General features: G+C 72.1%; 17 protein-coding genes, 1 pseudogene and 1 riboswitch. Of the genes and pseudogenes, 5 read left to right on the top strand and 13 right to left on the bottom strand.

The window, feature by feature from the left end:
- Nucleotides 1–90 precede the first annotated feature (90 nt).
- From AB8O64_RS26915 to AB8O64_RS26905, 3 genes are all read right to left on the bottom strand, one after another.
- Complete coding sequence (locus AB8O64_RS26915; protein WP_356453412.1) at nucleotides 91–894, bottom strand: peptidoglycan DD-metalloendopeptidase family protein; 804 nt, start codon at nucleotides 892–894, stop codon at nucleotides 91–93.
- Nucleotides 895–907: 13 nt separating this feature from the next.
- A riboswitch (cyclic di-AMP (ydaO/yuaA leader) is annotated at nucleotides 908–1,061 on the bottom strand.
- Nucleotides 1,062–1,328: 267 nt separating this feature from the next.
- Nucleotides 1,329–2,696, bottom strand: a complete 1,368-nt coding sequence (locus tag AB8O64_RS26910; RefSeq protein ID WP_370423977.1) for a M16 family metallopeptidase — start codon at nucleotides 2,694–2,696, stop codon at nucleotides 1,329–1,331.
- 44 nt (nucleotides 2,697–2,740) lie between these two features.
- Nucleotides 2,741–4,096 carry a pitrilysin family protein gene (locus AB8O64_RS26905; RefSeq protein WP_130881797.1) on the bottom strand — a complete coding sequence of 452 codons (1,356 nt, stop codon included), beginning with the start codon at nucleotides 4,094–4,096 and terminating at the stop codon, nucleotides 2,741–2,743.
- Between the two features lie 232 nt (nucleotides 4,097–4,328).
- On the opposite strand from AB8O64_RS26905, the gene AB8O64_RS26900 reads away from it, so the two are divergent.
- Complete coding sequence (locus tag AB8O64_RS26900; RefSeq protein ID WP_356453347.1) at nucleotides 4,329–6,791, top strand: DNA topoisomerase IV subunit A; 2,463 nt, start codon at nucleotides 4,329–4,331, stop codon at nucleotides 6,789–6,791.
- Nucleotides 6,792–6,798: 7 nt separating this feature from the next.
- Here AB8O64_RS26900 and AB8O64_RS26895 read toward each other — a convergent pair whose 3' ends face one another.
- Nucleotides 6,799–7,947, bottom strand: coding sequence for a GTP-binding protein (locus AB8O64_RS26895; RefSeq protein ID WP_370423976.1), 1,149 nt, complete (start codon nucleotides 7,945–7,947; stop codon nucleotides 6,799–6,801).
- Between the two features lie 330 nt (nucleotides 7,948–8,277).
- On the opposite strand from AB8O64_RS26895, the gene AB8O64_RS26890 reads away from it, so the two are divergent.
- Nucleotides 8,278–9,255, top strand: a complete 978-nt coding sequence (locus AB8O64_RS26890; protein WP_370421800.1) for a sucrase ferredoxin — start codon at nucleotides 8,278–8,280, stop codon at nucleotides 9,253–9,255.
- On the opposite strand, the gene AB8O64_RS26885 is transcribed toward AB8O64_RS26890, so the two are convergent.
- Entirely contained in the window at nucleotides 9,239–10,297 is a 1,059-nt protein-coding gene (locus AB8O64_RS26885) for an ABC transporter substrate-binding protein (RefSeq protein ID WP_370423975.1), read from the bottom strand. The two genes, AB8O64_RS26890 and AB8O64_RS26885, sit on opposite strands and share 17 nt — an antisense overlap.
- Before the next feature lie 356 nt (nucleotides 10,298–10,653).
- Between AB8O64_RS26885 and AB8O64_RS26880 the strand changes: the two genes are divergently transcribed.
- Both AB8O64_RS26880 and AB8O64_RS26875 read left to right on the top strand, forming a co-directional pair.
- Entirely contained in the window at nucleotides 10,654–12,285 is a 1,632-nt protein-coding gene (locus tag AB8O64_RS26880; protein ID WP_370421799.1) for an ATP-binding protein, read from the top strand.
- Nucleotides 12,286–12,342: 57 nt separating this feature from the next.
- Nucleotides 12,343–13,020, top strand: a complete 678-nt coding sequence (locus AB8O64_RS26875) for a response regulator (protein ID WP_356453351.1) — start codon at nucleotides 12,343–12,345, stop codon at nucleotides 13,018–13,020.
- 23 nt (nucleotides 13,021–13,043) lie between these two features.
- On the opposite strand, the gene AB8O64_RS26870 is transcribed toward AB8O64_RS26875, so the two are convergent.
- The 3 genes from AB8O64_RS26870 to AB8O64_RS26860 all read right to left on the bottom strand — a co-directional run bounded on the left by AB8O64_RS26870 (nucleotide 13,044) and on the right by AB8O64_RS26860 (nucleotide 17,409).
- Nucleotides 13,044–14,639 carry a cation acetate symporter gene (locus tag AB8O64_RS26870; protein WP_370421797.1) on the bottom strand — a complete coding sequence of 532 codons (1,596 nt, stop codon included), beginning with the start codon at nucleotides 14,637–14,639 and terminating at the stop codon, nucleotides 13,044–13,046.
- Complete coding sequence (locus AB8O64_RS26865; RefSeq protein ID WP_370421795.1) at nucleotides 14,636–15,106, bottom strand: DUF485 domain-containing protein; 471 nt, start codon at nucleotides 15,104–15,106, stop codon at nucleotides 14,636–14,638. The genes AB8O64_RS26870 and AB8O64_RS26865 overlap by 4 nt, the downstream gene beginning before the upstream one ends.
- Nucleotides 15,107–15,288: 182 nt before the next feature.
- The gene (locus tag AB8O64_RS26860) at nucleotides 15,289–17,409 is read right to left on the bottom strand and encodes a type IIA DNA topoisomerase subunit B (RefSeq protein ID WP_370421794.1); all 2,121 of its coding nucleotides are present in this window, start codon (nucleotides 17,407–17,409) and stop codon (nucleotides 15,289–15,291) included.
- A 434-nt stretch (nucleotides 17,410–17,843) separates the two neighbouring features.
- Between AB8O64_RS26860 and AB8O64_RS26855 the strand changes: the two genes are divergently transcribed.
- Complete coding sequence (locus AB8O64_RS26855; RefSeq protein WP_130881806.1) at nucleotides 17,844–18,074, top strand: hypothetical protein; 231 nt, start codon at nucleotides 17,844–17,846, stop codon at nucleotides 18,072–18,074.
- A gap of 478 nt (nucleotides 18,075–18,552) precedes the next feature.
- Here the strand turns inward: AB8O64_RS26855 and AB8O64_RS26850 are convergent.
- From AB8O64_RS26850 to AB8O64_RS26830, 5 genes and pseudogenes are all read right to left on the bottom strand, one after another.
- A pseudogene (locus tag AB8O64_RS26850) lies at nucleotides 18,553–19,353 on the bottom strand (serine protease); the annotation flags it as partial.
- Between the two features lie 222 nt (nucleotides 19,354–19,575).
- Nucleotides 19,576–21,135: an RNA polymerase sigma factor gene (locus tag AB8O64_RS26845; RefSeq protein WP_370421792.1), complete on the bottom strand. Its 1,560-nt coding sequence runs from the start codon at nucleotides 21,133–21,135 to the stop codon at nucleotides 19,576–19,578.
- A 430-nt stretch (nucleotides 21,136–21,565) separates the two neighbouring features.
- On the bottom strand, nucleotides 21,566–22,504 hold the full coding sequence (locus AB8O64_RS26840; protein ID WP_370421790.1) for a FadR/GntR family transcriptional regulator: 939 nt from the start codon (nucleotides 22,502–22,504) through the stop codon (nucleotides 21,566–21,568).
- A 353-nt stretch (nucleotides 22,505–22,857) separates the two neighbouring features.
- The gene (locus AB8O64_RS26835) at nucleotides 22,858–24,699 is read right to left on the bottom strand and encodes an ATP-binding cassette domain-containing protein (RefSeq protein WP_370421788.1); all 1,842 of its coding nucleotides are present in this window, start codon (nucleotides 24,697–24,699) and stop codon (nucleotides 22,858–22,860) included.
- Nucleotides 24,700–24,954: 255 nt separating this feature from the next.
- A complete protein-coding gene (locus AB8O64_RS26830) occupies nucleotides 24,955–25,716 on the bottom strand; it encodes an NUDIX domain-containing protein (RefSeq protein ID WP_370421786.1) in 762 nt (253 codons plus the stop codon).
- Between the last annotated feature and the right edge of the window lie 8 nt (nucleotides 25,717–25,724).

The raw sequence follows: 25,724 nt of genomic DNA, 5'->3' as shown, positions 1-25,724 counted from the left end.
GCACGTTGGGGCCCAACGCGAAGGCCCCGGCAGGAGCCGGGGCCTTCGCGTTGGCGATGAGTGCGGGGGCTTTGGCCCCGGACGCGTCGATCAGACGCTGACGCCGTGCGCGCGCAGGTAGGCGACGGGGTCGATGTCGGAGCCGTAGTCGGCACCCGTACGGGCCTCGAAGTGCAGGTGCGGGCCGGTGACGTTGCCCGTGGAGCCGGAGATGCCGATCTGCTGCCCCGCGGTGACCGCCTGGCCGGCGCTGACGCTGATCGAGGAGAGGTGGCCGTACTGCGTGTAGGTGCCGTCGTTGTGCTTGATGACGACGTTGTTGCCGTACGCACCGCCCCAGCCGGCCTCGACGACCGTGCCGGCGCCCACGGACTGCACCGTGGAACCCTCGGCGGCGTGGAAGTCGACGCCGGTGTGGCTGCCGGAGGACCACAGGCCGCTGGAGGCCTTGTAGGAGGTGGAGACGTAACTGCCGTCGATCGGGGAGACGTAGGCGTTGAGGCGCTTGCGCTCCTCGTCGCGGGCGGCGCGCTCCTTCTCGGCGCGCTCGGCCTCGGCCTTGCGCTTGGCCTCGTCCGCGCGCTGCTTGGCGTCCGCGGCCTTCTGCTTCGCGTCGGCCTCCGCCTTCAGCCGCGCCTCGGCCTCGTAGGCGGCGCTCTGCTGGGTGTCGGCCTGGGCGTCGATCCGGTCGGCCGTCTCGTCACCCATGACGACGGCCTGGGTGAGGCCGGTGTCCTGGACGCGCGGGGCGTCGTCGGTGGCGGCGATCGCCGGAGCGGCGAAGCCGGCGACCACACCGGTGGCGGTGAGCGTGGCGATGCCCGCCACGTTCGCGCTCACACGGACGGCGCGGCTCGGACGACGATGCTTGCCAGTGGCACCTATGAACGCCATGGGTGTGGCCATTCCTTTCCTTCCTTCTCGCCTACCGGGTTAGCTGACGGGTTCGGAGCAGGAAGGTCTCCTACGGCTCCCTCCGGGAAGGGACCCGATTCACCCCAGGGACTGTGGGTCCCCGGCTCCCCTGGCTCGCGCCATTGGGGACTCGGCGATGACTGACCGGTGCCGCGGATGCGACTCACATCTGACGGTCAGCCGGACTGACGCTAATCGGGGTGCGTTTCGATCGACAAACAGAACCGAGGTTTTGTGTCGTACGCCACACGCCAGACATGCAACCTCTCCTTCAAAACGGACATAAGGGAGGCACGCGAGCCCCGTTGGTCTCGCGTGCCTCCCTTATGCGCTTATCCACGGACCAGTTGGCCGGGCCATGCGGACGCTGCCGGAGCGAGCCGGCCGTGACCGGCCATCGCTCCGACGTGCCGTCAGCCCTGGACGACCGTCACCGCTCCGATGCCCAGCGCCTTGACCGGCTCCAGGATCTCCGAGGCGTCACCGACGAGAACCGTCACGAGGCGGTCGGCCGGGAACGCGCTCACGACGGCCGCGGTGGCCTCCACGGTGCCCGTCTCCGCGAGGCGCTCGTACAGCCGCGCCTGGAAGTCGTCGGGCAGGTGCTGCTCGACCTGGTCGGCGAGCGTGCCCGCGACGGCGGCGGCCGTCTCGTACTTGAGCGGGGCGACGCCCACGAGGTTCTGCACGGCGACGTCGCGCTCGGCGTCGGTCAGCCCCTCGGCGGCCAGGGTGCGCAGCACGGTCCACAGGTCGGCCAGCGCCGGGCCGGTGGACGCGGTGTCGACCGAGCCGCTGATGGCGAGCATCGCGGCGCCGGTGCCGTCGGGCGCCGAGCGGAGCACCTGGCCGAAGGAGCGCACGCCGTAGGTGTAGCCCTTCTCCTCGCGCAGGACGCGGTCCAGGCGGGAGGTGAGGGTGCCGCCGAGGCAGTACGTGCCGAGCACCTGGGCGGGCCAGACGCGGTCGTGCCGGTCGCCGCCGATCCGGCCGATGAGGAGCTGGGTCTGCACCGCTCCGGGGCGGTCGACGATCACGACGCGCCCGGAGTCGTCCGCGGTGATCGGCGGTACCGGCCGGGGTTCGGCGGCGGAGCCGGTCCACGCGCCGAGGGACTCGGCCAGCGCCTTGTCGAGGTCGACGCCGGTGAAGTCGCCGACGACCACGGCGGTCGCCGTGGCGGGGCGGACGTGCGCCTCGTAGAAGGCGCGGACGGCGGCGGCGTCGATGCGCTCGACGGTCTCCTCGGTGCCCTGGCGGGGGCGGGACATCCGCGACTCGGCGGGGAAGAGCTCCTTGGAGAGCGCCACGGCGGCCCGGCGGGCGGGGTTGGCCAGCTCGTGCGGGATCTCGTCCAGCCGGTTGCGGACGAGGCGCTCGACCTCGCCCTCGGGGAACGCGGGGGCGCGCAGGGCGTCGGCGAGCAGGCCGAGCGCCTTGGACAGCCGGGAGGCCGGGACCTCCAGCGAGACCCGGACGCCGGGGTGGTCGGCATGCGCGTCGAGGGTGGCCCCGCAGCGCTCCAGCTCGGCCGTGAACTCCTCGGCGGTGTGCTTGTCGGTGCCCTCGGACAGGGCACGCGCCATGATCGTGGCGACGCCGTCGAGGCCCTGCGGCTCGGCGTCCAGGGGCGCCGCGAGGTTGATCTCGACGGCGACGACCTGCTGGCCGGGGCGGTGGCAGCGCAGCACGGTGAGGCCGTTGGGCAGCTCACCGCGCTCGGGGGCCGGGAAGGCCCACGGGGTGGCCTCGCCGGGCTGCGGCCGGGGGTGGAACTCCATCGAAGGGCCTGCGGTCTGCGTGCTGCTCGCGGGTGCGGCGTCGCTCACTGGGCCGTCTCGCTTTCCGTTGCGTTTCCTGCGTTCTCGTCGGCCTCGGGGGCGGTCGGCTCGTACACCAGCACGGCGCGGTTGTCGGGACGCAGCCGGGCCGCGGCGACCTCCCGCACCTCCTCGGCGGTGATGTCCAGGACCCGGTCGACCGCACTGAGAGCGAGCTGCGGGTCGCCGAACAGGACCGCGTAGCGGCACAGTTCGTCCGCGCGGCCGCTGACGGTGGCGAGCCGGTCCAGCCACTCGCGCTCCAGCTGGGCCTGGGCGCGCTCCATCTCCTCCGGGGTCGGCCCCTCGGCGGCGAAGCGGGCCAGCTCCTCGTCGACGGCGGTCTCGATGTCGGGGACCTCGACGCCGCCGGACGTCTTGACGTCCAGCCAGCCGAGCGAGGGGGCGCCGGCGAGCCGCAGCAGGCCGAAGCCGGCGGCGACGGCGGTGCGGTCGTGGCGGACCAGGCGGTTGTGGAGCCGGGAGGACTCGCCGCCACCGAGGACGGTGAGGGCGAGGTCGGCGGCGTCGGCCTCACGGGTGCCGTCGTGCGGCAGACGGTAGGCGGCCATCAGGGCGCGGGAGGGGACCTCCTCGCGCACGACCTCGCGCAGCTGCTCGCCGATGACGTCGGGAAGGCTGCCGTCGCGCGGCGGCTGCTTGCCGTCGTGGGCGGGGATGGAGCCGAAGTACTTCTCGATCCAGGCGAGCGTCTGCTCGGTGTCGATGTCGCCGACGACCGACAGGACGGCGTTGCCCGGCGCGTAGTACGTGCGGAAGAAGGCGCGCGCGTCCTCCAGGGAGGCGGCGTCCAGGTCGGCCATCGAGCCGATCGGGGTGTGGTGGTACGGGTGGCCGTCGGGGTAGGCCATGGCCGTCAGCTTCTCGAACGCGGTGCCGTAGGGCACGTTGTCGTAGCGCTGGCGGCGCTCGTTCTTGACGACGTCGCGCTGGTTCTCCATCGACTCCTCGTCGAGGGCGGTCAGCAGCGAGCCCATCCGGTCGGCCTCGAGCCACAGCGCCAGCTCCACCTGGTGGGCCGGCATGGTCTCGAAATAATTGGTGCGCTCGAAGCTGGTGGTGCCGTTGAGCGAACCGCCCGCGCCCTGCACCAGCTCGAAGTGGCCGTTGCCCTTGACCTGCGCCGAGCCCTGGAACATGAGGTGCTCGAAGAGGTGGGCGAGGCCGGTACGGCCCTTGACTTCGTGGCGCGAGCCGACGTCGTACCAGAGGCAGACCGCGGCGACCGGGGTCAGATGGTCCTCGGAGAGCACCACCCGCAGGCCGTTGGCCAGGCGGTGCTCGGTCGCTGTCAGGCCGCCGGTACCGGCCTGTTGCGTGGCCGTGTGACCCATGGGCATGTACGTCCCTTCGATCGCTGGAAAAATCTCGCGCCGCCTCGCGGCGTCCGCCGCGGCGACTAGCGTGATGAACAGTTCTGTCACTGTATGCAAGCGCGCTGACATCTGGCGAAGTTCCCGTCACGGTGCGCTCTTACGGACGGGTCGCGGTCGGCGTTGTCAGTGGCGCGGTCCACAATGGTCGGCGTCAGACCCCCCACCTCGGCAATCGATCGAAGGAGCCGCAGCCGCGATGGCCCGCCGCAGCACGAAGACCCCGCCGCCGGACGACTTCGAGGAGCGCATCCTCGACATCGACGTCGTCGACGAGATGCAGGGCTCCTTCCTCGAGTACGCCTACTCGGTCATCTACTCGCGCGCTCTGCCCGATGCCCGCGACGGGCTCAAGCCCGTCCAGCGCCGCATCCTCTTCCAGATGAACGACATGGGGCTGCGCCCCGAGCGTTCGTATGTGAAGTGCGCCCGCGTCGTCGGCGAGGTGATGGGCAAGCTCCACCCGCACGGCGACGCGTCCATCTACGACGCCCTGGTCCGCATGGCGCAGCCGTTCTCCATGCGCGTGCCGCTGGTCGACGGGCACGGCAACTTCGGTTCGCTGGGCAACGACGACCCGCCCGCCGCGATGCGGTACACCGAAGCCCGCATGGCGGCGACGACGTCGCTGATGACGGAGTCCATCGACGAGGACACCGTCGACTTCACGCCGAATTACGACGGCAGCGAGCAGGAGCCGGTGGCCCTCCCGGCCGCCTATCCGAACCTGCTGGTCAACGGCGCGACCGGCATCGCGGTCGGCATGGCGACGAACATGCCGCCGCACAATCTGGGCGAGGTCGTCGCCGCCGCCCGGCACCTGATCAAGCACCCGGGCGCCGACCTCGACACCCTGATGCGGTTCGTCCCGGGTCCGGACCTGCCCACGGGCGGCCGGATCGTCGGGCTGAGCGGCATCCGGGACGCCTACGAGACCGGCCGCGGCACCTTCAAGATCCGTGCGACCGTCGCCGTGGAGAACGTGACGGCCCGCCGCAAGGGCATCGTCGTGACCGAACTCCCCTTCACGGTGGGTCCGGAAAAGGTGATCGCCAAGATCAAGGACCTGGTCGGCTCGAAGAAGCTCCAGGGCATCGCCGACGTCAAGGACCTCACCGACCGCTCCCACGGTCTGCGCCTGGTCATCGAGGTGAAGAACGGCTTCAACCCGGAGGCCGTGCTCGAGCAGCTCTACAAGCTGACGCCGATGGAGGAGTCCTTCGGCATCAACAACGTCGCGCTGGTGGACGGCCAGCCGTTGACGCTGGGCCTCAAGGAGCTGCTGGAGGTCTATGTCGACCACCGCTTCGAGGTCGTGCGCCGTCGCAGCGAGTTCCGTCGCGGCAAGCGGCAGGACCGGTTGCACCTGGTCGAGGGCCTGCTGGTGGCCCTCATCGACATCGACGAGGTCATCCGAATCATTCGATCGAGTGAGAACGCGGCGCAGGCCAAGGAGTCACTCGTCGCACGCTTCTCGCTCTCCGAGGTGCAGACGCAGTACATCCTCGACACCCCGCTGCGCCGTCTGACGAAGTTCGACCGCGTCGAGCTGGAGTCGGAGCGGGACCGGCTCACCACCGAGATCGAGGAGCTGACCCGGATCCTGGAGTCCGACGCCGAGCTGCGCAAGCTCGTCTCGGGCGAACTGGCGGACGTGGCGAAGAAGTTCGGCACCGACCGTCGCACGGTGCTGCTGCAGTCGGCGGGCTCGCCGGTCTCCGCGGTGCCGCTGGAGGTCGCGGACGACCCGTGCCGGGTGCTGCTGTCCTCGACCGGGCTGCTGGCCCGTACGGCCAGCGCCGAGCCGTTCGCGCACGAGAGCGACCACGGCGAGGTCAAGCGCGTCAAGCACGATGTGATCGTCTCGGCGGTCCCGGCGACCGCGCGGGCGGACGTGGGGGCGGTCACCTCGGCCGGGCGGCTGCTGCGGCTGCCGGTGATCGATCTGCCGCAGCTCCCGGAGACGGCGTCGGCGCCGAATCTGTCGGGCGGCGCGCCGGTCTCGGAGTTCCTGTCGCTGGAGGACGGCGAGCGGATCGTCTGCCTCACCACCTTGGACGAGTCCTCACCGGGGCTCGCGATCGGCACGGAGCAGGGCGTCGTCAAGCGCGTGGTCCCGGACTATCCGGCCAACAAGGACGAGCTGGAGGTCATCGGCCTCAAGGACGGTGACCGGGTCGTCGGCGCCGTGGAGCTGCGTACGGGCGAGGAGGACCTGGTCTTCATCACGGACGACGCCCAGTTGCTGCGCTATCCGGCCGGGCAGGTCCGGCCGCAGGGCCGGCCCGCGGGCGGCATGGCGGGGATCAAGCTCTCCGACGGGGCGAAGGTGATCTCTTTCACGGCCATCGACCCAGCGGGCGACGCCGTGGTGTTCACCGTGGCGGGCGCGCGCGGCACGCTGCTCGGCGCCTCGGAGACGACGGCGAAGATGACGCCGTTCGACCAGTACCCCCGAAAGGGGCGGGCCACGGGCGGCGTGCGCTGCCAGCGGTTCCTCAAGGGCGAGGACTGCCTGGTGCTGGCCTGGGCGGGCGCGTCGCCGGCCCGCGCCGCGAACGCGGCGGGAACCCCCGCCGAGCTGCCGGACCTCGACCCGCGCCGCGACGGCTCCGGCGTGGCGCTGGCGAAGCCGGTGGCCGTCGTGGCGGGGCCGGTGTAGCGGCCGGTCAGCCCTGCGCGTACCGCAGGACGCCCCACATGCCGTGCTCGTCGGCGGTGGCGGCGTCCTGCGGACCGGTCTCCCGGCAGGTCTCCAGCTCGCGCCGGAGCGCCTCGGCGTCGATGCCCGAGCCGATCAGCACCAGCTGGGTGAGGCGCTGCGCGCCGCGCGCCCAGGGCGCCGGGTAGAAGCGCAGGAAGCGGCCGACGGCGTGCACGGCGTACCGGTTGCGCGGGTCGGCCGCCCCGAAGTGGACGTAGCCCTTGATCCGGTAGAGCCCGTCGGGGCGGTTGTCGAGGAACGCCATGAGCCGGCGCGGGTTCATGGGCTCCTCGGCGGTGAAGGAGGCGCTGTCGTAGGCGGCGTGCAGATGCGCCGTGCGGTGGTGACGGCCGTGGCAGTCGTGCCCGTCGTGGCAGTCGTGCGGGTGGTCCTCGCCGCCGGTGTCGTCCCCGGTCCCGTTCTCGGCGTCGTACAGGTCCTCGAAGGAGAGCTGGCCGATCGTCTCGGCCTTGGGCTTACGGTCGAAGAACAGCTCGGGGTCGACCCGGCCGTGCGAGGCGGGGATGACGGCCGTGCCCTCGCACAGTCCGCCGAGCGTCTCCCGCACCCGGCCCAGCTCCGCCTCGGCCACCCGGTCGGCCTTGTTCAGCACGACGAGGTCGGCGAGGGCGAGGTGCCGGTCGATCTCGGGATGCCGGTCCCTGGTGGCGTCGAACTCCGCCGCGTCGACGACCTCGACCAGCCCGCCGTAGACGATGTGCGGGTTCTCGCTGGCGAGGACCATCCGGACCAGTTCCTGCGGCTCGGCCAGCCCGCTCGCCTCGATGACGATGACGTCCAGCCGGGCCGAGGGCCGGGTGAGCTTCTCCAGGAAGACGTCCAGCTCGCTCGCGTCGACGGCGCAGCACAGGCAACCGTTGCCGAGCGAGACGGTCGAGTCGACCTGCCCGGCGATCGCCATGGCGTCGATCTCGATGGAGCCGAAGTCGTTGACGATCGCACCGATCCGGGTGCCGCCGCTGTGTCGCAGCAGATGGTTGAGCAGGGTGGTCTTCCCGGAGCCCAGGAAGCCCGCGAGGACGACGACCGGGATCTGCGGACCCGCGGGCCGGGCGGTGCCACCGGCCGTGGGGGACCCGATCGGGTGATCCATACCGGCGGCGTCCGCCGTGTTCTCCTCGTGGGCCGGGTCGTTCGCCGTGCTGTCCGTACTGGCCGTGCTGTTCAAGGGGGTGGCGCCTCCATCACGCGTAGGGAGCGGCGGTGTCCGGCTTCCGCGCCGGGCGACTGCTCCGTACGCGGTCCGGGCACCGTTCACCCGCCCCAGGATATGAGCGTGCCGGACGGTCCGGGCCGGCAGCCGGTCCCCCGGCCCGCCAGGGCCCGTTCCGGCCCGTGCGCGCCGGGCGTCCCGGTGGTCGTATGCGTCAACACGGGCGGGCCGTCGCGCAACCCCACCCCGGGTCAGGTTAGGCTTACCTTCGTGAGCACGTGCGCTACCGCATCCCGCCTCCTGACCGAGCCGCTGGCCGGCACCGCCGCCACCGCGCCGACGTGGCTGCTGCTCGAGCAGCCCGGCCCGTGGGGTACGGACGCCCTCACCTCCAGCCACCTCGACCCCGTCGTCGGCCGGGCGCTCGACGCCGCCGCCGAGGGCACCGGCGTGCGGATCGCGCTGATCCGCCGCCCCGGGCGGCACGCCGACTGCCACGAACCGACCACGCAGCGGGTCTTCGTCGCCCACACCGCGCCGGGCCGTTCCTGGATCCGCACGACCGGTATCACCGACCCCGCGCGGCTGACGGAGCTGGACTTCGCCGCCCTCGGGGCGGGTGAGCACGGCGGGCTCTGGGAGCCCTACGCCGGGGACCCCCTCGCACTGGTGTGCACCAACGGCAAGCGTGACCGCTGCTGCGCCCTGCTCGGCCGCCCCCTCGCCGCCGAGCTGACCGCGTCCGGCGGGCTGGAGGTCTGGGAGGTCACCCACATCGGCGGGCACCGGTTCGCGCCGACCCTCTTCGTCCTGCCCTACGGGTACGCCTACGGGCGGGCGACCGCGCACGGCGTGAAGAACGCCCTCGCGGCGGCCCGGGACGGCCGCATCGCCATCGAGGACTGCCGGGGCCGCTCGGCCTGGGAGCGCCCCGCCCAGGCCGCCGACCTGGCAGTGCGGGAGCTGACCGGCGAGGAGGACGCGGACGCGCTGGACGTGGTGCGGACCGAAGGCGCCGCGCCGCTGTGGTTCGTGACCGTCGGCCACACCGACGGCCGCGCCTGGCGGGTCACCGTCGCGCAGGGCGCCGCCGAGCCGCCGCGGCCGGAGAGCTGCGGCAGGGCGCTCGGCAGCCCGGCCCGGATGGACGTGCTGTCGATCGACCGGCTGTCCTCGTGCGACGCCGCGCCGTCCCCCGCGGCCCGGGCGGGCTCGCCGTTGACCCTGTCCGTCAGCCGGCCTTCCTGACGAACTCGGTGGTGTAGGTCTGCTCCAGGTCCACCGAGGCGTTCTTCAGGCCGGGGTCGAAGGACTTGAGCACCGTGTGGACGGTCCTCGGCCCGTCGGCGGGCATCACGCCGTCCTCGGTGAACATCGGCAGCGTGCTCTCGATCGCGCGGACGTAGAGTTCCTTGCCGCCCTTGGCGTAGTCGGCGGGCATCTTGTCGGCGATCTCCTGGGGGGTGTGCGCCGCCATCCACTTGAGGGTCCTGACCATGGCGTTGGCGAGCTTCTGGACGGTCTCCTTGTGGCTCTGCACCCAACTGGTGTTCATGTAGAGGCTCGACGCGGGGTAGAGCCCGCCGAGCGCGGCCCGGGACCCCTCGGGGGTGCGCATGTCGACGAGGACCTTGCCGAGGCCCTGGGCGAGGACCTGTGCGACGGTCGGTTCGGTGGTCATGCCGCCGTCGATCGAGCCCCGCTGGAGCGCCGAGACGAAGGTCCGGCCCGCGCCGACGGCCACGGGGGTGATCTCGCTGACCTTCACCCCGTTCTTGACCGCCAGGTACTTCGTGAGGAAGTCGGTGGAGGAGCCGAGCCCGGTGACCCCGAGCTTGCGGCCCTTGAAGTCCCTGGGCGAGGTGACGTGGGCCGCGGCCTTCGTCGAGACGATCTCCACCTCCCCCGGCGTCCGGGCCAGTTGGACGACGGACTGCACCCGCTTGCCCTTCGCCTGGAGGTCGAGGGTGTGGTCGTAGAAGCCGACCACGCCCTGGACGTCGCCGGAGACGAGTGCGGTGGTGGCCTGCACGCCCGCGGGTTCGCTCAGGAGCTTGACGGTCACTCCCTCGTCCTGGAAGTAGCCCAGGCGCTGGGTGAGCACCGCCGGCAGGTAGACGACCTTGTCCAGGCCGCCGACCATGATCTTCACGGTGTCGCCCTTGACCGCCTCCCTGCGCCCGCCCGCCCCGTCCGACGACGATTCGTCGGCACAGCCGGCCAGAGCGAGACACAGCGCCCCCGCGACGAGCGTCGCGGAGACTTGGGTGAGCTTGCCGAACGTACGCATCATCGGTTCCTTTTGGTCAGGAGTGACGGTCGTGGCCGCCGGGGCATCGCCCGGGCTGCCGCTGTCCATCCGTCCGCCTCCGGCGTCGGCTCCTCCCTCCCGCGGTCACGGGCGGGGCCGGCACGGGCTGGAGGGTAGGTGTGGCCTGTGACACAGGGGCAGGCTTATGAGCAATCCGGGACTTGAGTGCAGAAACCCTGTTCTGCTCGTTTTGCTCGCGCTACCACAACGAATGCGACACGGGGGCTGGGCCGGGGGGCGGGGTCCCGCTACGTTCGACGCGGCCCACCGGTGCAGACCGCTGAAGCCGCAGCCCTGCTCCGCTACGGGGCGACGACACGAAAGGGACAACACACATGCGCCCCCGGTGGCCCCGCCGCGTCTTCGCCCAGGTCCTCCTCGTCCAACTGCTGCTCACCACCGGCGTCACCACGCTCGCCGCGGGCCTCTTCCTCGCGCCGCTCGGCTCCCAGCTGGACGACCAGGCCGAGCACCGGGCGCTGGCCATCGCGCAGACCACCGCCGCCCAGCCCGGTCTCGCCCGCGATCTGCTGTCCCATCGGCCGGCCCCCGGCGGCCCGGTGCAGGCCGGGGCCGAGCGCGTCCGGCGGGCCACCGGCGCGAGCTATGTCGTGGTGGTCGACAACCGGGGCATCCGCTACTCCCACACCACCCCCTCCGAGATCGGCCGGCACGTCAGCACCGACCCGGGCCCGGCCCTGACCGGGCGCGAGTGGACGGGCATCGAGCGCGGCACCCTCGGCCGCTCCGCGCGCGGCAAGGTGCCGCTGCGCGACCAGCGGGGTGACATCGTCGGCGCCGTCTCCGTGGGCATCGCCTACGGCAGCGTGCGCGCGCTGCTGCTGGACGCCGTGCCCGGGGTGCTGATGTACGCGGGCGCCGCGCTCGGCGTGGGCGCACTGGCCGCGGGCGCCGTCTCCTGGCGGCTGCGCAAGCGCACGCACGGCATCGAGCTCTCCGAGATATCCGCCCTGCTCGACGAGCGTGAGGCCATGCTGCACGGCATCCGCGAGGGGGTGCTCGCCCTCGACCGGCGCGGGCGGGTGCGGCTGGTCAACGACGAGGCGCAGCGGCTGCTCGGACTCGGCCCGGAGGCCACCGGACGCCCGCTCGACGACGTCCTGCCGCCCGGCCGGACCACCGATGTGCTGGCCGGCCGGGTCGCGGGGGCCGACCTGCTCACCGTCTGGGGCGGCCGGGTCCTGGTCGCCAACCGGATGGAGACGGCCGACGGCGGAGCGGTGGCGACGCTGCGCGACCGCACCGAGCTGGAGCTCCTCGGCCGGGAGCTGGACGGCATCCGGGGGCTGACCGAGGCGCTGCGCGCCCAGGACCACGAGCACGCCAACCAGCTGCACACCATCGTCGGACTGCTGGAACTGGGCCTGCACGAGGAGGCCGTGGCGTTCGTCGCGGAGGTCAGCGGCGCGCACCGGGCCACGGCCGAACAGGTCACCGAGCGGGTGCGCGAGCCGATGGTCAGCGCCCTGCTGGTGGGCAAGAGCGCGGTCGCGGCGGAACGGGGGGTGGCGCTGCGGCTGAGCGAGGCCACTCATCTGCCCCCGCGCGTGGTGGACTCGCGGGACCTGGTCACCGTGCTCGGCAATCTCGTGGACAACGCCCTGGACGCCGCCGGGACCGTACGCGACGGCGCGGCCGGCGGCCGGCCGGCCGCCGAGCCCTTCGTGGAGGTGGAGCTGCGGGCGGAGGGCTCCACGGTCGTCCTGCGGGTCTCGGACAACGGCCCGGGCGTCCCCGAAGGGGCCGCGGAGCTGGTGTTCACCGACGGCTGGTCCACCAAGGAGCCGCCCGCGCACCGCCGCCGCGGCCTCGGCCTCTCGCTCGTACGGCGGCTGGCCGAGCGGTACGGCGGCTCGGCCCGGGTGGGCGAACGGGACGGTGGCGGGGCGGTGTTCACGGTGGAGCTGCCGGAGGCCTTGCTGGAACTCGAAGGAGCGCGGCGGTGAGCCCGGTGACCGCGGTGACGGGGACCCATCACAGACGAAGAGCGAAGGGGTGAACCAGTGATCGAAGTCCTGGTCGTGGACGACGACTTCCGTATCGCCGAGATCAACGCCGCGTATGTCGCGCGCGTTCCCGGCTTCCATGTCGTGGCCAAGGCCCATCACGCGGCACAGGCCCTGGCCATGCTGGAGCGCGGAGGTATCGATCTGGTGCTGCTGGACCACTATCTGCCGGACGAGACGGGGCTCTCCCTGGTCCGCCGGATGCGGCAGCACGGCCACCTCACCGACGTGATCATGGTGACCGCCGCCCGTGACATCGCGACCGTGCAGACGGCGATGCGCTACGGCGCCCTGCAGTACCTGGTCAAGCCGTTCGCCTTCCCGGCGCTGCGGGTGAAGCTGGAGGCCTACGCACAGCTGCGCCGGACCCTCGACGACGCCGAGGAGGCGGGGCAGGACCAGGTGGACCGGATCTTCGGCACGCTGCGCACCGCCGCGACCGCCGCTCCCCTGCCCAAGGGCCACTCCGCGCCGACCGCCGAGCTGATCCGCCAGGTGCTCTCGGCCGCGGCGTGTCCCCTGTCGGCACACGAGGTCGCGGAGCGCTCGGGGCTCAGCCGCTCCACGGCGCAGCGGTACCTCAAGCGGCTGGAGGAGTCGGGCAGGCTCAGTCTCACCCTCCGGTACGGCGAGACGGGCCGCCCGGAGCACCGTTACGCGTGGGCGGCCCGCTGACCCGGCACCGGGCGGGCGCCCGCTCAGGCCGCCCCGGCGCCCGTCAGTGAGCGCACCTCGGCCTCGGCGTGGCCGGCCTCGTCGGCGGGTTCGGGTGAGGTGAGGGTGCCGAGCCAGCCGGCCAGGAAGCCGAGCGGCACGGAGACCAGGCCCGGGTTCTCCAGCGGGAACAGGGCGAAGTCGAGGCCGGGGAAGACCGCCCCCGGGCCGCCGGAGACGACCGGGGAGAGGACGACGAGTGCCAGGGCGGGGACGAGGCCCCCGTAGACGGACCAGACGGCGCCGCGCGTGGTGAACCGCCGCCAGAAGAGCGAATAGAGCAGCACCGGAAGGTTTGCGGAGGCGGCGACGGCAAAGGCGAGACCCACCAGGAACGCGACGTTGAGGTTCTGGGCGAGCAGCGCGAGGCCGATGGCCACCGCGCCGGTGGCGACCGCCGCGAGGCGTGCGACCGCGACCTCGCCGAGTGCCCCGCGGCCCGTCCGACGGCTCAGCGTGGCGTAGAGGTCGTGGGCGACGGACGCGGAGGAGGCGAGGGTGACCCCAGCGACGACCGCGAGGATGGTGGCGAAGGCGACGGCCGCGACGACGGCGAAGAAAATCGTTCCGCCGGTGGAGCCCGCACCGCCGCCGAGGTCGAGGGCGAGCAGCGGTACGGCCGTGTTCCCGGACGGGCCGGCGGCGCGCACGGCGTCGGTGCCGAGGACGGCCGCGGCTCCGAAGCCGAGGACGATCGTCATCAGATAGAAGCCGCCGATGAGGCCGATCGACCAGACGACCGACCGGCGGGCGGCGCGGGCGGTCGGTACGGTGGAGAAGCGCGAGAGGATGTGCGGGAGCCCGGCGGTGCCGAGGACCAGCGCGAGACCGAGGCTGATGAAGTCCAGTCGGGCCGTCCAGTCGCCGCCGTATTTCAAACCCGGCGCGAGGAAGTCCCGGCCGTGACCGCTGCGGTCGGCGGCCGTGGTGAGCAGGGCCGAGATGTCGCCGTGGAAGCGGATCAGTACGAGCGTGGTCAGCGCGATCGTGCCGCCCATCAGCAGGACGGCCTTGACGATCTGGATCCAGGTGGTGGCCCGCATGCCGCCGAGGGTGACGTAGAGGACCATCAGGGCACCGACGCCGATGACCGTCCAGGTGCGGGCCCGGCCGCCCGGGCCGCCCAGCAGCAGCGCCATCAGGCTGCCGGCCCCGACCATCTGGGCGACCAGGTAGACGACCGAGACGGTGACGGAGGAGATGCCCGCTGCCGTCCTGACCCGCGGTTCGCCCATCCGGGCGGCCAGGACGTCGGCGAGGGTGAACCGGCCGCAGTTGCGGACGAGTTCGGCGACGAGGAACAGCACGACGAGCCAGGCGACGAGGAAGCCGACGGAGTAGAGCATGCCGTCGTAGCCGTAGAGGGCGATGAGGCCGGAGATGCCGAGGAAGGAGGCGGCGGACATGTAGTCACCGGCGATGGCGAAACCGTTCTCCATGGGCGAGAACATCCGGCCGCCCGCGTAGAACTCCTCGGGTGAGCCCCGCCGCACCCGCCCGGCCCAGGCGCTGATGGCGAGGGTGACCACGACGATGACGCTGAACAGGCCCAGCGCCAGGCCCTGATGCGTGCCGGTCAACGCGTTTCCCCCCGCGCCGGCGGGACCGGGCCGTCCGCCCGCGCCGGGCGCTGCCGGGTCTCCAGCGCCACCGCCCAGCGCAGCTCCAGGGCCGCCGGGTCGCGGCGCAGCCGGGCGTGCCGGGCGTAGGCCCAGGTGAGCAGGAAGGTCGTGGCGAACTGGCCGAGCCCGAGGAGCATCGCGACATTGAGCGCGCCGGCCACGGGCCGGGCCATCAGGGCCGGGGCGGTGGTCGCCAGCACCAGATAACCGAGGTACCAGCCGAGGAAGGCGACGGTCACGGGGAAGGCGAACGCTCGGTAGCGGCCGCGCACGTCACGGAAGGCGGCACTGCGCTGGACCTCCCGGTAGACGCCCGAGGGATCGCGCGCGGCGCCCCGGTCCTCCTGGGGTGCGGGCGGCTCGCACGGCGTGGGGTCACCCTTCAGGCGAACCGTTCCGGCATCGCCTTCGTCGTCGTTCTCCACCGAACTCTCCTTGGTCGCCGCCCTCGTTGGCCGGGGCCCAAGAATGGCCAGAACACGGAGATCCGGATCCCCTCAATACCAGGACGTTCACCCCATCAGGTGACGGGGGCACCACGTGACGCGCCTCCGGCCGGAGAAAGAATCTCCGGCCGGAGGCGCAGTGGGCTGACGGCCCGCCCGGGTCAGGCGTCGATGCGCGAGCGGTCCAGGGTGGCGGCGGAGTTGGTGATGAACTCCTTGCGGGGCGCGACCTCATTGCCCATCAGCAGGTCGAAGGCGCGCTCGGCCGCCTCCAGGTCGCTGATGTTGATCCGGCGCAGGGTGCGGTGACGGGGGTCCATCGTGGTCTCCGCGAGCTGGTCGGCGTCCATCTCGCCGAGGCCCTTGTAGCGCTGGATGCCGTCCTTGTACGGCACCTTCTTGCGGTCCAGGTCCATCAGCGTCTGGCGCAGCTCGCTGTCGGAGTAGGTGTAGATGTATTTGTCCTGCCCCTTCTTGGGGCGGGTCAGCTCGATCCGGTGGAGCGGGGGAACGGCGGAGAAGACCCGGCCCTCCTCGACCATCGGCCGCATGTAGCGCTGGAAGAGCGTGAGCAGCAGACAGCGGATGTGCGCGCCGTCGACATCGGCGTCGGCGAGGAAGATGACCTTCCCGTACCGCGCGGCGTCGATGTCGAAGGTCCGGCCGGACCCGGCTCCTATCACCTGGATGATCGCGCCGCACTCGGCGTTCTTGAGCATGTCGGAGACCGACGACTTCTGGACATTGAGGATCTTGCCGCGGATCGGCAGCAAGGCCTGGAATTCGGAGTTCCGGGCCAGCTTGGCCGTGCCCAGCGCCGAGTCGCCCTCGACGATGAACAGCTCGCTGCGCTCGACGTCGTCACTGCGGCAGTCGGCGAGCTTGGCCGGCAGCGAGGAGGACTCCAGGGCGGTCTTCCGCCGCTGGGCCTCCTTGTGCTGCCGGGCGGCGATGCGGGTGCGGGCCGCGGCGACGACCTTCTCCAGGACGGCGCGCGCCTGCTGCTTGGCGTCGCGCTTGGTGGAGGCCAGGAACGCCTTGAGCTCCTTGGCGACCACGTTCGCCACGATCCGCGAGGCGGCCGAGGTGCCCAGGACCTCCTTGGTCTGTCCCTCGAACTGCGGCTCGGCCAGCCGGACGGTCACGACCGCGGTGAGCCCCTCCATGGCGTCGTCCTTGACGACGTCGTCCTCGGCGACCCGCAGCAGCTTGGACGAGCGCAGGACCTCGTTGACGGTCTTGGTGATCGAACGCTCGAATCCGGCCACATGCGTGCCGCCCTTGGGGGTGGCGATGATGTTGACGAAGGACTTCACGTTCGACTCGTAGCCGGTGCCCCAGCGCAGGGCGATGTCCACCCCGAGTTCGCGGGTGACCTCGGTGGGGGTCATGTGGCCGCGGTCGTCGAGGACCGGCACGGTCTCCTTGAAGGTGCCCTGCCCGGTCAGCCGGAGCACGTCGCAGACAGCCTTGTCCTGTGCGAGGTACTCGCAGAACTCGCTGATGCCCCCGTCGTAGCGGAAGGTCTCCTCGGTGGCGGTCTCGCTCTCGATCCCCCGCTCGTCGCGGACGACGATGGTCAGCCCCGGCACGAGGAACGCGGTCTGCCGGGCCCGCCCGTAGAGGTTCTCCAGGGAGAGCTTGGCGTCCTTGAGGAAGATCTGGCGGTCCGCCCAGTAGCGGACCCGGGTGCCGGTGCGGGTCTTGGGGACCTTCTTGCCCTTGAGGAGGCCGTTGGCCGGGTCGAAGGGCGCGTCCGGACCGGATTCGGTGAAGATGCCGGGGACGCCGCGCCGGAAGCTGATCGCGTGCGTTCTGCTGTTGCGGTCGACCTCGACGTCCAGGCGGGCGGAGAGCGCGTTGACGACGGACGCGCCGACGCCGTGCAGACCGCCGGAGGCCGCGTACGAGCCGCCGCCGAACTTTCCGCCGGCGTGCAGCTTGGTCATCACGACCTCGATGCCGGACAGCCCGGTCTTGGGCTCGACGTCCACGGGGATGCCGCGGCCGTTGTCCCGCACCTCCACCGAGCCGTCCTCGTGGAGGATCACCTCGATGCGGTCGCAGTATCCGCCGAGGGCCTCGTCGACGGAGTTGTCGATGATTTCCCAGAGGCAGTGCATCAGACCGCGGCTGTCGGTGGAGCCGATATACATTCCGGGGCGCTTGCGGACGGCTTCGAGACCCTCGAGGACGAGCAGGTGCCGCGCGGTGTAGTTGGATCCGTCCCGGTCTGCCCCGGTCAGCAACGCAGTGGACGGCACGGACGTTTCGGCGGTCACGCGGTTCGCTCCTCGCTGAATTTCTGTACTGGCCCGGGTACGGGCACAGTGGTGGCTCGGTCGCCGTTCAGAGGGTACCGAGGCCTGGTAGAGCCTTTGTGCCGCCACCCACGGGAGCGCCCATGCTAGTCCAGCTTCGCTCACCTGTTCGATACCCCGATGGAGTGACGTGCACATCACGTTCCCTTGGAGGCATGAACCATTTAGGCTCCGGGCACGTCCTCAAGAACAACCCGGCAAGCCGGCCGGGTGGACGAAAGACCCCCAGCGACGTGAAACCGTAAGCCCACGCAATACGGCTCATTCGCCGCCAACCGTCAAGATCCGGCCCACTCGGAAGGAACTTTCGAGGAAAAGCCACGAGCGGGAACGTTTTCGGCCTGGTTGGATGTTGACCCTGGTACGACAGCTCGTCGAGCTAGAGAAGAGGCGACGTGACTACTGTTCTGACCCCCGCGAGCCCGCTGACGGCCGCTGACCGCTGCGACCGGTGCGGCGCTCAGGCTTACCTGCGCGTCGTTCTCATGAGCGGCGGTGAACTGCTCTTCTGCGCTCACCATGGGCGCAAGTTCGAGCCAGAACTCAAGAAGATCGCCGCGGAGATACAGGACGAGACGGAGCGGCTGACCGCTGCCCCGGCGTCCGCGTCCGATGAGGACCGCTGAGTCCGCAGCGGATAGCTGACACATCGCATCCCACGACGAGCGAGGTCCGGCCATCCAGGGCCGGGCAGCCGCGGGCGGCCACCCCCACGGGGGAGGCCGCCCGCTCTCGTGCGTCCGGACACCCTCCGGGCACCCGCCCCGGCCGGGGGACGGGGATCGTGCGGCGCCAGGAGGCTCACTGCGGCCCCCGTTCGATCAGGCCCGTACCCTGCGGCGCGACGTCACCCGCAGGCCGCCAGGGCGGCCGTGAGGCGGCTTGCCGGGCGATCCGCGGCGGGAGCTGCGGGCCGGTCCGCAGCCGCACCTGCCGGGCACCCTCCGGAGGGGGTGCCGACTGAGCCTGCGGCGACGCCTGCTGGACCGGCTGCGGCGGGACCTGCTGGATCTGCTGGGCCGGCTGCGTCGTCGTCGGCGACAGGACGGGCGTCACCACCGCCGGCACGGCCGACGACGCGCCCTGCGGTGCGGCACCGCCCTTGTGGGCCGCCACCAGCGGCGCGACCGCCGACATCCGCGTGTACACACCGGGGTGCCCGGGCTGGGCGCAACCGCTCCCCCAGGACACCAGCCCGACCAGCTTTCCCCTGGCCACGAGCGGCCCGCCGCTGTCCCCCTGACAGGCGTCCCGCCCGCCTTCCGGCCGTCCCGCGCACAGCATCGAGGCCCGCCGGTACGCACCCTCCGGGCCGCCCGGATACGCCTGCTCGCAGAAGAGGTCGTCCAGGACGAACACGCCGGCCGCGCGCAATGTCTGCGCGTAGGTGCCGTTGCCGAGCATGTCGCCCCAGCCGTACACCTTGGCCGGCGTGCCGGGCCGATAGGCCGCGTCACCGGCCTGCGCCAGAGCGATCGGAGAATTCACCGGGGCCTGTTCCGCCAGAGTGAGTACGGCGACGTCCCCGGCGTTGGTCGCCGCGTCGAACGCGGGGTTGACCCAGGTGTCCCGCAGCGCCACCTCGGCGCCGCTCCCGCCGCGCAGATCACCGCGTCCCACGATGACCCGGAGGTCCTTCGCCTCGCCCACGTCGACGCCGAGCACCTCGTGACTGAGGCAGTGCGCCGCGGTGACGACCGTCGTACGGCTCACCAGGACCCCGCCGCAGAACTGCCCCGATCTCGCGGCACCGAACCGCTCACGGCTCGCCAGAGCGACCGCCCAGGGCGCCTCGGAGGCATTGACGGGCTGCCCTCCGATGACCACCCGGTCCGCGACAGCCGGACCGGGGGCCGCCAGCAGCAGCGCGACCGCGCCGGCGAGCGGGTAGCTCAGTGCACGCATACAGTTTCTCTCCTGACCCTGCGAAGTTGGTCGCATACACAGGGTCAAGCCGAATGGCATTCGGCGCATCCGGAAGAAAGACCGGTCGGCCGGAAAGCGCGGCGGTCCTGGCGGAGGAAAATGCCGCGAGGCCCGGCCCCTCTTCCGGGGTACCGGGCCTCGCGGCATTCGTTCCGCATTCCACCCGGCGCCCCGAGAAGGGGCCGGGTGGAGGGGGACGGATTAGTCCAGGTAGTCGCGCAGGACCTGCGAACGCGACGGGTGACGCAGCTTGGACATCGTCTTCGACTCGATCTGACGGATGCGCTCACGCGTCACGCCGTAGACCTTGCCGATCTCGTCGAGCGTCTTCGGCTGACCGTCGGTGAGGCCGAAGCGCATGGAGACCACGCCCGCCTCGCGCTCGCTGAGCGTGTCCAGGACGGAGTGCAGCTGCTCCTGAAGGAGCGTGAAGCTGACCGCGTCGGCCGGCACGACCGCCTCGGAGTCCTCGATGAGGTCACCGAACTCGCTGTCGCCGTCCTCACCCAGGGGGGTGTGGAGGGAGATCGGCTCACGGCCGTACTTCTGGACCTCGATGACCTTCTCGGGGGTCATGTCGAGCTCCTTGGCCAGCTCCTCCGGGGTGGGCTCGCGGCCCAGGTCCTGGAGCATCTGGCGTTGGACACGCGCGAGCTTGTTGATGACCTCGACCATGTGCACCGGGATACGGATGGTGCGGGCCTGGTCGGCCATCGCGCGCGTGATCGCCTGGCGGATCCACCAGGTCGCGTAGGTCGAGAACTTGTAACCCTTGGTGTAGTCGAACTTCTCGACCGCGCGGATCAGACCGAGGTTGCCTTCCTGGATGAGGTCCAGGAAGAGCATGCCGCGACCGGTGTAGCGCTTGGCCAGCGAGACCACCAGACGGAGGTTGGCCTCCAGGAGGTGGTTCTTGGCGCGGCGGCCGTCCTCGGCGATGATCTCCAGCTCACGCTTGAGCTTCGGCGCGAGCTTGTCGGAGTTCGCCAGCTTGTCCTCGGCGAACAGGCCGGCCTCGATGCGCTTGGCGAGCTCGACCTCCTGCTCGGCGTTGAGGAGGGGGACCTTGCCGATCTGCTTGAGGTAGTCCTTGACCGGGTCGGCCGTGGCACCGGCCACCGCGACCTGCTGCGCGGGGGCGTCGTCCTCGTCGTCGTCGGAGAGGACGAAGCCCTTGTTCTCGCCGGTCTCGTCCTCTTCGTCACCCTTGCCCGGGGTGGGGGTCTCCTCGACGATCTCGTCGTCGAGAAGCTCGTCGGCGTCCTTCTTGGAGGCGGTCTTCTTGGCCGCCGTCTTCTTGGCGGTGGCCTTCTTCGCCACCGTCTTCTTGGCCGTCGCCTTCTTGGCGGCGGTCTTCTTGGCGGGCGCGCCCATGGTCTCGTCACCCTCGTCGTCGCCGTACGCGCCACCCTGGGCGGACGTGACGGACGCGGAGGACGTGGACCTGGCCGTGACCGTCTTGGACGAGACGGCCTTGGTGGCGGTGCGCTTCGCCGGGCTCTTCGCTGCGACGCTCTTGCGGGTGCGCTTGGGCGCCTCTGCGGCACTGACCATCAGCGTCACACCCTCCTCGTCGAGGACCTGGTTGAGGCTGCGCAGAACATTCTTCCACTGGGTTGGCGGAATCTGGTCAGCCTCGAAGGCCCGACGCACGTCGTCGCCGGCGATCTGCCCCTCGGCCTTTCCCTGCTCGATGAGCGCCATCAGAGACTCGGATTCGGCGATCTCCGGCGGGAGCGTACGGGATGTGCTGGCCGACACGAACAACCTCTCGGAACGATGGAAACGGCTTCCGGCCCCGTCCGTAGCGGACCGGAGCCGACGACCGCCGGCAAGGATGAACCGACGGCGCGGGCGGGAGTGCAGAGCAACACAGCGCCTCGATCGAGGCCCGTATTCCCTCCGCGTCTGCCACCTCTTTAGTCATCGCGCTTCGCCGGACAGCGTTACGCCCAATCCTCGTGGCCCGAGTCACACCCCATACCGGAGCGAATAACCACTTAATTGGGCAGATCGCCCGGTTCCGTCGCGTCCCATCCCGGGGCCGGACCCGCGCCGGCCCTCCGCGAGGCCGCCCACCCGGCTCGCACGCACGGTCGTACGCGCGAGCCGCCACCGCGGCCCCGCGCGTACGGATCCGGCCGTACGACCCAGCCCGTACGGCCCCGTCCGTACGGCCCCGGTCCCGCGATCAGTGCTCGCGCGGGGCGGGCACCACGCGCTCGACGTCGGGGTGGGTGACGAGCAGCTGACGCATCGCGGCCTCCGCCCCGGCGGCGTCGCCCGCGCCCACGGCGTCCACGATCCGCAGGTGCTGGCTGACTCCGGTCTCGGTGGGGCGGTCGCAGCCGCTGACCGGGGCGCCCGAGACGTGCAGGGCGGCGGAGACGATGCCCGAGAGGTGCTCGAGCATGCGGTTGCCCGCGACCTGGAGGAGGAGGGAGTGGAACTCGGCGTCGGCGCGGGAGAAGGTGAGGGAGTCACCCTGGGCCAGCGCGTGGCCCATGATCTCGGCCATGTCGGCGAGGCGCTGCTGGACGTCCTCGCGCCCGTGTCCGGCCGCGAGCCGGGCGGCGAGCGGCTCGATGGTCCAGCGCAGCTCGCACAGCTCGCGGCGCTGGTCTTCCCGCTGGGGCCCGAAGGCCCGCCATTCGATGATGTCCGGGTCGAGGAGGTTCCAGTCGCTGACGGGGCGGACGCGGGTGCCGACGTTGGGCCGGGCGCTGACCAGACCCTTCGCTTCGAGGACGCGCAGGGACTCACGGACGACGGTCCGGGAGACCTCGAAGCGCTGCCCGATCTCCTCCGGGACGAGCGGGCGGTCGGCGCCCAGGTCGCCGGAGACGATCATCTGGCCCAGCTGTTGGACGAGCTGGCCGTGCAGCCCTCGGCCACGGCTGCCGGCCGCGCGGCGGCCGGCCCGGCTCAGCTCCGCGTCGCCGTCCCAGGCGGACGACGCCCCGCGGTCGACCCCGGGGGCCTCCGCGTAGGAGTAACGGTCAAGCTCGCCCGATCCTGCGAGGCCGGAGTCGGCGGGGCGAGCCGCGGTCATCATGGTGTGCGCAAGGGTACTCACGCATCCTTTGTCGGCGACACGTTGAGAGCCCTTGAGGTCTTTGGTGAAAAGCACACGAAAGGGTGATCGCGCATTACCTCACAATTGACGCTCAATCGGACGGAATCGGGCACTCTTCCCGAGAGGGCGAGTGCGGAGCGTGACGACAATTTGGCCGAGGCCGGGACGTGACCGCCCGGCATGATTACGGGGCGTGATCCCTCTGCGGGGGCGCGGGGCGGCGCGACGGCCGGGGCGACGGAGCGAGGCCTTTACCACGCGCGCCCGGTGCGGCAACTCGAGCGGGCCGACTGCCTCCGGAGCGGCTGACGCTTCCCGGCGGGCGATCGCCTCCGGCGCTCTCCCGCCGCCTCCGGCCACCTCCCACCGGAGCCGACCGGCCGGGCAGCGACCCCGCCGCCCGCCGCTCAACGCGGCCTGCCGCGGAACACGGTGAGCACGTACGCCCCCAGGAGAACCGCGAAGGACAGGGCCAGCGCCCAGCCGACGGGCTGGGACATCAGCCGCAGGGCCGCGGAGAGCGCCTGGTCCACCCCGGACGGCCACTGCACCAGGGCCGTCGCACGCAACCGCCCCGGGAGACCGATCAGGGAACGGGCCGTCGGATGGCTGAGCACCCCGCCCAGGACGGGCATCACGAGGGTGGGCACCGCGAGCACCGCCACCAGCCCGAGGGCGGTGGACCGGAACACCCCCGCGGCGAGCAGGCCGGCCCACGCACAGCCGAGGGTGAGCCCGGCCCAGCCGAGGAGCGTGAGGGCCCAGTCGGCCGGGAGGGCGACGGTCGGGTCTCCGAAGAGCAGCCTCAGGACCGCCGCGTCGAGGCCGAGGGAGACGAAGGCGAGCAGCAGGGCGGCCGTCGCCGTGACCGCGAGCTTGGCGGCGAGCAGCCCGAGGCGGCGGGGGACGGTGCCCTGGTCCGGCGCCAGCGCCGGGTAGCGGAACTCCTGACCGTAGGCGAGCGCCCCGAGCAGTCCCGCGCCGAAGGCGGCCGGAGGGAGTGGCAGCAGCGTCGGCCAGCCGGTCAGCAGGCGCAGCGCCGTGGTGCCGCTGGTGCGGGCGAGCAGCACGGAGGTCACGAGCGAGGCGGCGAGGGCGACGGCGCCGATGATCCAGCCGGTCCGCACGCCCGTGGCGCGGCGCAGCTCGTAGAGCAGCGGCCAGACGGGGCCGGGGGCGGGCAGCCTGGGCTGGAGGCGCGCCTGGGAGCGGGAGGTCGGCACGGGTGGGAGCGGGGGGCCGGCACCGGCGGCGGGTTCCGCGGCGGGGGCCGCGCCGGGCGCCGCTTCGGGTCCCCCGGCGGCCGCGGGGTCCGTGGGGCCGGGGCGGCGGCCGTCGGCACGGTGCAGGGGGGACACGGGGCCGGTGTCCCCGATCTCGTCGGCCAGGCGGTGCACGAGGATGCCGTGGCGGTAGGCGGTCTCACCGACGGCGGCGCAGCTGCTGCCGTAGACGCTGATCCGGCTGCCGCCCTCGTGCGTCACCTCCACGGAGGGTCCGTCGGGGGACGCGCGCACCACGTCGGCTTCGACGGTGAGGACGTGGGCGAGGCGGCTCGCGAAGGGCGAGTGGACGGCGACCCGGGGGCGCAGCCGGGTGCGGGCGAAGGCCGCGGCCTCCTGGTCGGCGACGAGCCGGCCCCGCTCGACGGTGACGACCTGGTCGCCGATGCGGGCCGCCTCCCGGGGGTCGCCGGAGGTGACGAGGACGGCACCGCCCTGGGCGGCGTAGCCGCGCAGCATGCCGTGCAGCCAGGCCGTCTCACGCGGCGAGAGGCCTTCGGCGGGTTCGTCGAGCAGCAGGGTGTGCGGGTCGCCGAGGAGGGCCGCGGCGAGGCCGAGACGGCGGTCCATGCCGAGGGAGAACTCGCCGATGCGCTGGTCGGCGAGGCCGCTGAGCCCGACGACCTCGAGGACGTCGTCGGCGCGCTCCGCGGGGACCCCGGCGGCGGCGCTGAGCATCCGCAGATGACCGCGGGCGGTACGGGCGGGGTGGCCGGGGACGTCGCCGAGCAGGACGCCGATCTCGCGGGTGGGGTGGGCGACCCTGTCGAGCGTGCGGCCGCGGAAGAGCGCGACCCCGCGCCCGGGGTCGAGCCGCAGCATGAGCCGCAGCGCGCTGGTCTTGCCCGCCCCGGGCTCGCCGAGCAGAACGGTGACCCGGCCGGGGCGGGCCTCGAAGGTGAGGTCGTTGACGGCGGGAGGGTGGTTGCGGCGGGGGGCGCTGGTCAGCCCGATGGCCTGGATCATGGCTTCTCCCGCAGGGCGTGAGACGGCTCGGCGCTGACACCCTGGGCTGCGGGGCGCGCGGAACGCTGGACGTACCGCAGCACCGTAACCCGATATGCCCGATTTGCTACGTACTGTAGGCATTTCCCGGTAGTCGTGTCCCACCCGGGACAGGGGCTACGGGCGCGCGACGTATCCCGCGACGGCGCACGGCGGCGGGGCAGGCAGAGGAGACTGACGGCAGCCGCCGCGGGCGACGGTCGGTCCGGGCTTCGCCTATGCCTCGGGTCGCAGCATCGGCGGGTTCAGCAGCGTGGCTCCGCCCGCCCGGAAGAGCTGTGCGGGGCGGCCGCCCTGACGGGTCGTCGTCCCGCCGGTGGGCACCAGGAAGCCGGGGGTGCCGGTGACCTTGCGGTGGAAGTTCCGCGGATCCAGGGCGACGCCCCACACCGCCTCGTAGACCCGGCGCAGCTCGCCGACGGTGAATTCCTGCGGGCAGAAGGCGGTGGCCAGCGAGGAGTACTCGATCTTGGAGCGGGCCCGCTCCACCCCGTCGGCAAGGATGCGGGCATGGTCGAAGGCGAGCGGCGCGGTCAGCTCCCCGTCGCGGCCGTAGCCGTCCTCCTGGTCCAGCAGGTCTCCCACGGGGGCCCACCGCACGCTGCGCGCGTCGCCGCCGGCGCGCGGGGCGGGCAGATCCGGCGCGAGGGCGAGGTGCGCCACGCTGACGACCCGCATCCGGGGGTCGCGCTTGGGGTCGCCGTAGGTGGCGAGCTGTTCGAGGTGCGCGGCGTTCGGGGGGATGGGCCCGGCCGGGTCGTGGGCATGCAGCCCGGTCTCCTCGGCCAGCTCACGGGCCGCCGCGGTCGCCAGGTCCTCGTCCCCCCTGACGAACCCGCCCGGCAGCGCCCAGCGCCCCTGGTAGGGGGGCTCGCCTCGACGGACGGCCAGCGCGCACAGCGCGTGGCGCCGCACGGTGAGCACGACCAGGTCGACGGTGACGGCGAAGGGCGGAAAGGCCGACGGGTCGTAGGGCATGAAGCGAT

The sequence above is a fragment of the Streptomyces sp. QH1-20 genome (assembly GCF_041283565.1).
GTDB lineage: Bacteria > Actinomycetota > Actinomycetes > Streptomycetales > Streptomycetaceae > Streptomyces > Streptomyces syringius.
This window is presented reverse-complemented; position numbering and strand designations above follow the sequence as displayed.

Excerpts from the sequence above, each read along its gene's own strand:
- AB8O64_RS26915 (WP_356453412.1), bottom strand. The coding sequence starts at position 894 with ATGGCGTTCATAGGTGCCACTGGCAAGCATCGTCGTCCGAGCCGCGCC.
- AB8O64_RS26830 (WP_370421786.1), bottom strand. The coding sequence starts at position 25,716 with ATGCCCTACGACCCGTCGGCCTTTCCGCCCTTCGCCGTCACCGTCGAC.
- AB8O64_RS26910 (WP_370423977.1), bottom strand. The coding sequence starts at position 2,696 with ATGGAGTTCCACCCCCGGCCGCAGCCCGGCGAGGCCACCCCGTGGGCC.
- AB8O64_RS26905 (WP_130881797.1), bottom strand. The coding sequence starts at position 4,096 with ATGCCCATGGGTCACACGGCCACGCAACAGGCCGGTACCGGCGGCCTG.
- AB8O64_RS26880 (WP_370421799.1), top strand. The coding sequence starts at position 10,654 with ATGCGCCCCCGGTGGCCCCGCCGCGTCTTCGCCCAGGTCCTCCTCGTC.
- AB8O64_RS26835 (WP_370421788.1), bottom strand. The coding sequence starts at position 24,699 with ATGATCCAGGCCATCGGGCTGACCAGCGCCCCCCGCCGCAACCACCCT.
- AB8O64_RS26895 (WP_370423976.1), bottom strand. The coding sequence starts at position 7,947 with ATGGATCACCCGATCGGGTCCCCCACGGCCGGTGGCACCGCCCGGCCC.
- AB8O64_RS26885 (WP_370423975.1), bottom strand. The coding sequence starts at position 10,297 with ATGCGTACGTTCGGCAAGCTCACCCAAGTCTCCGCGACGCTCGTCGCG.
- AB8O64_RS26900 (WP_356453347.1), top strand. The coding sequence starts at position 4,329 with ATGGCCCGCCGCAGCACGAAGACCCCGCCGCCGGACGACTTCGAGGAG.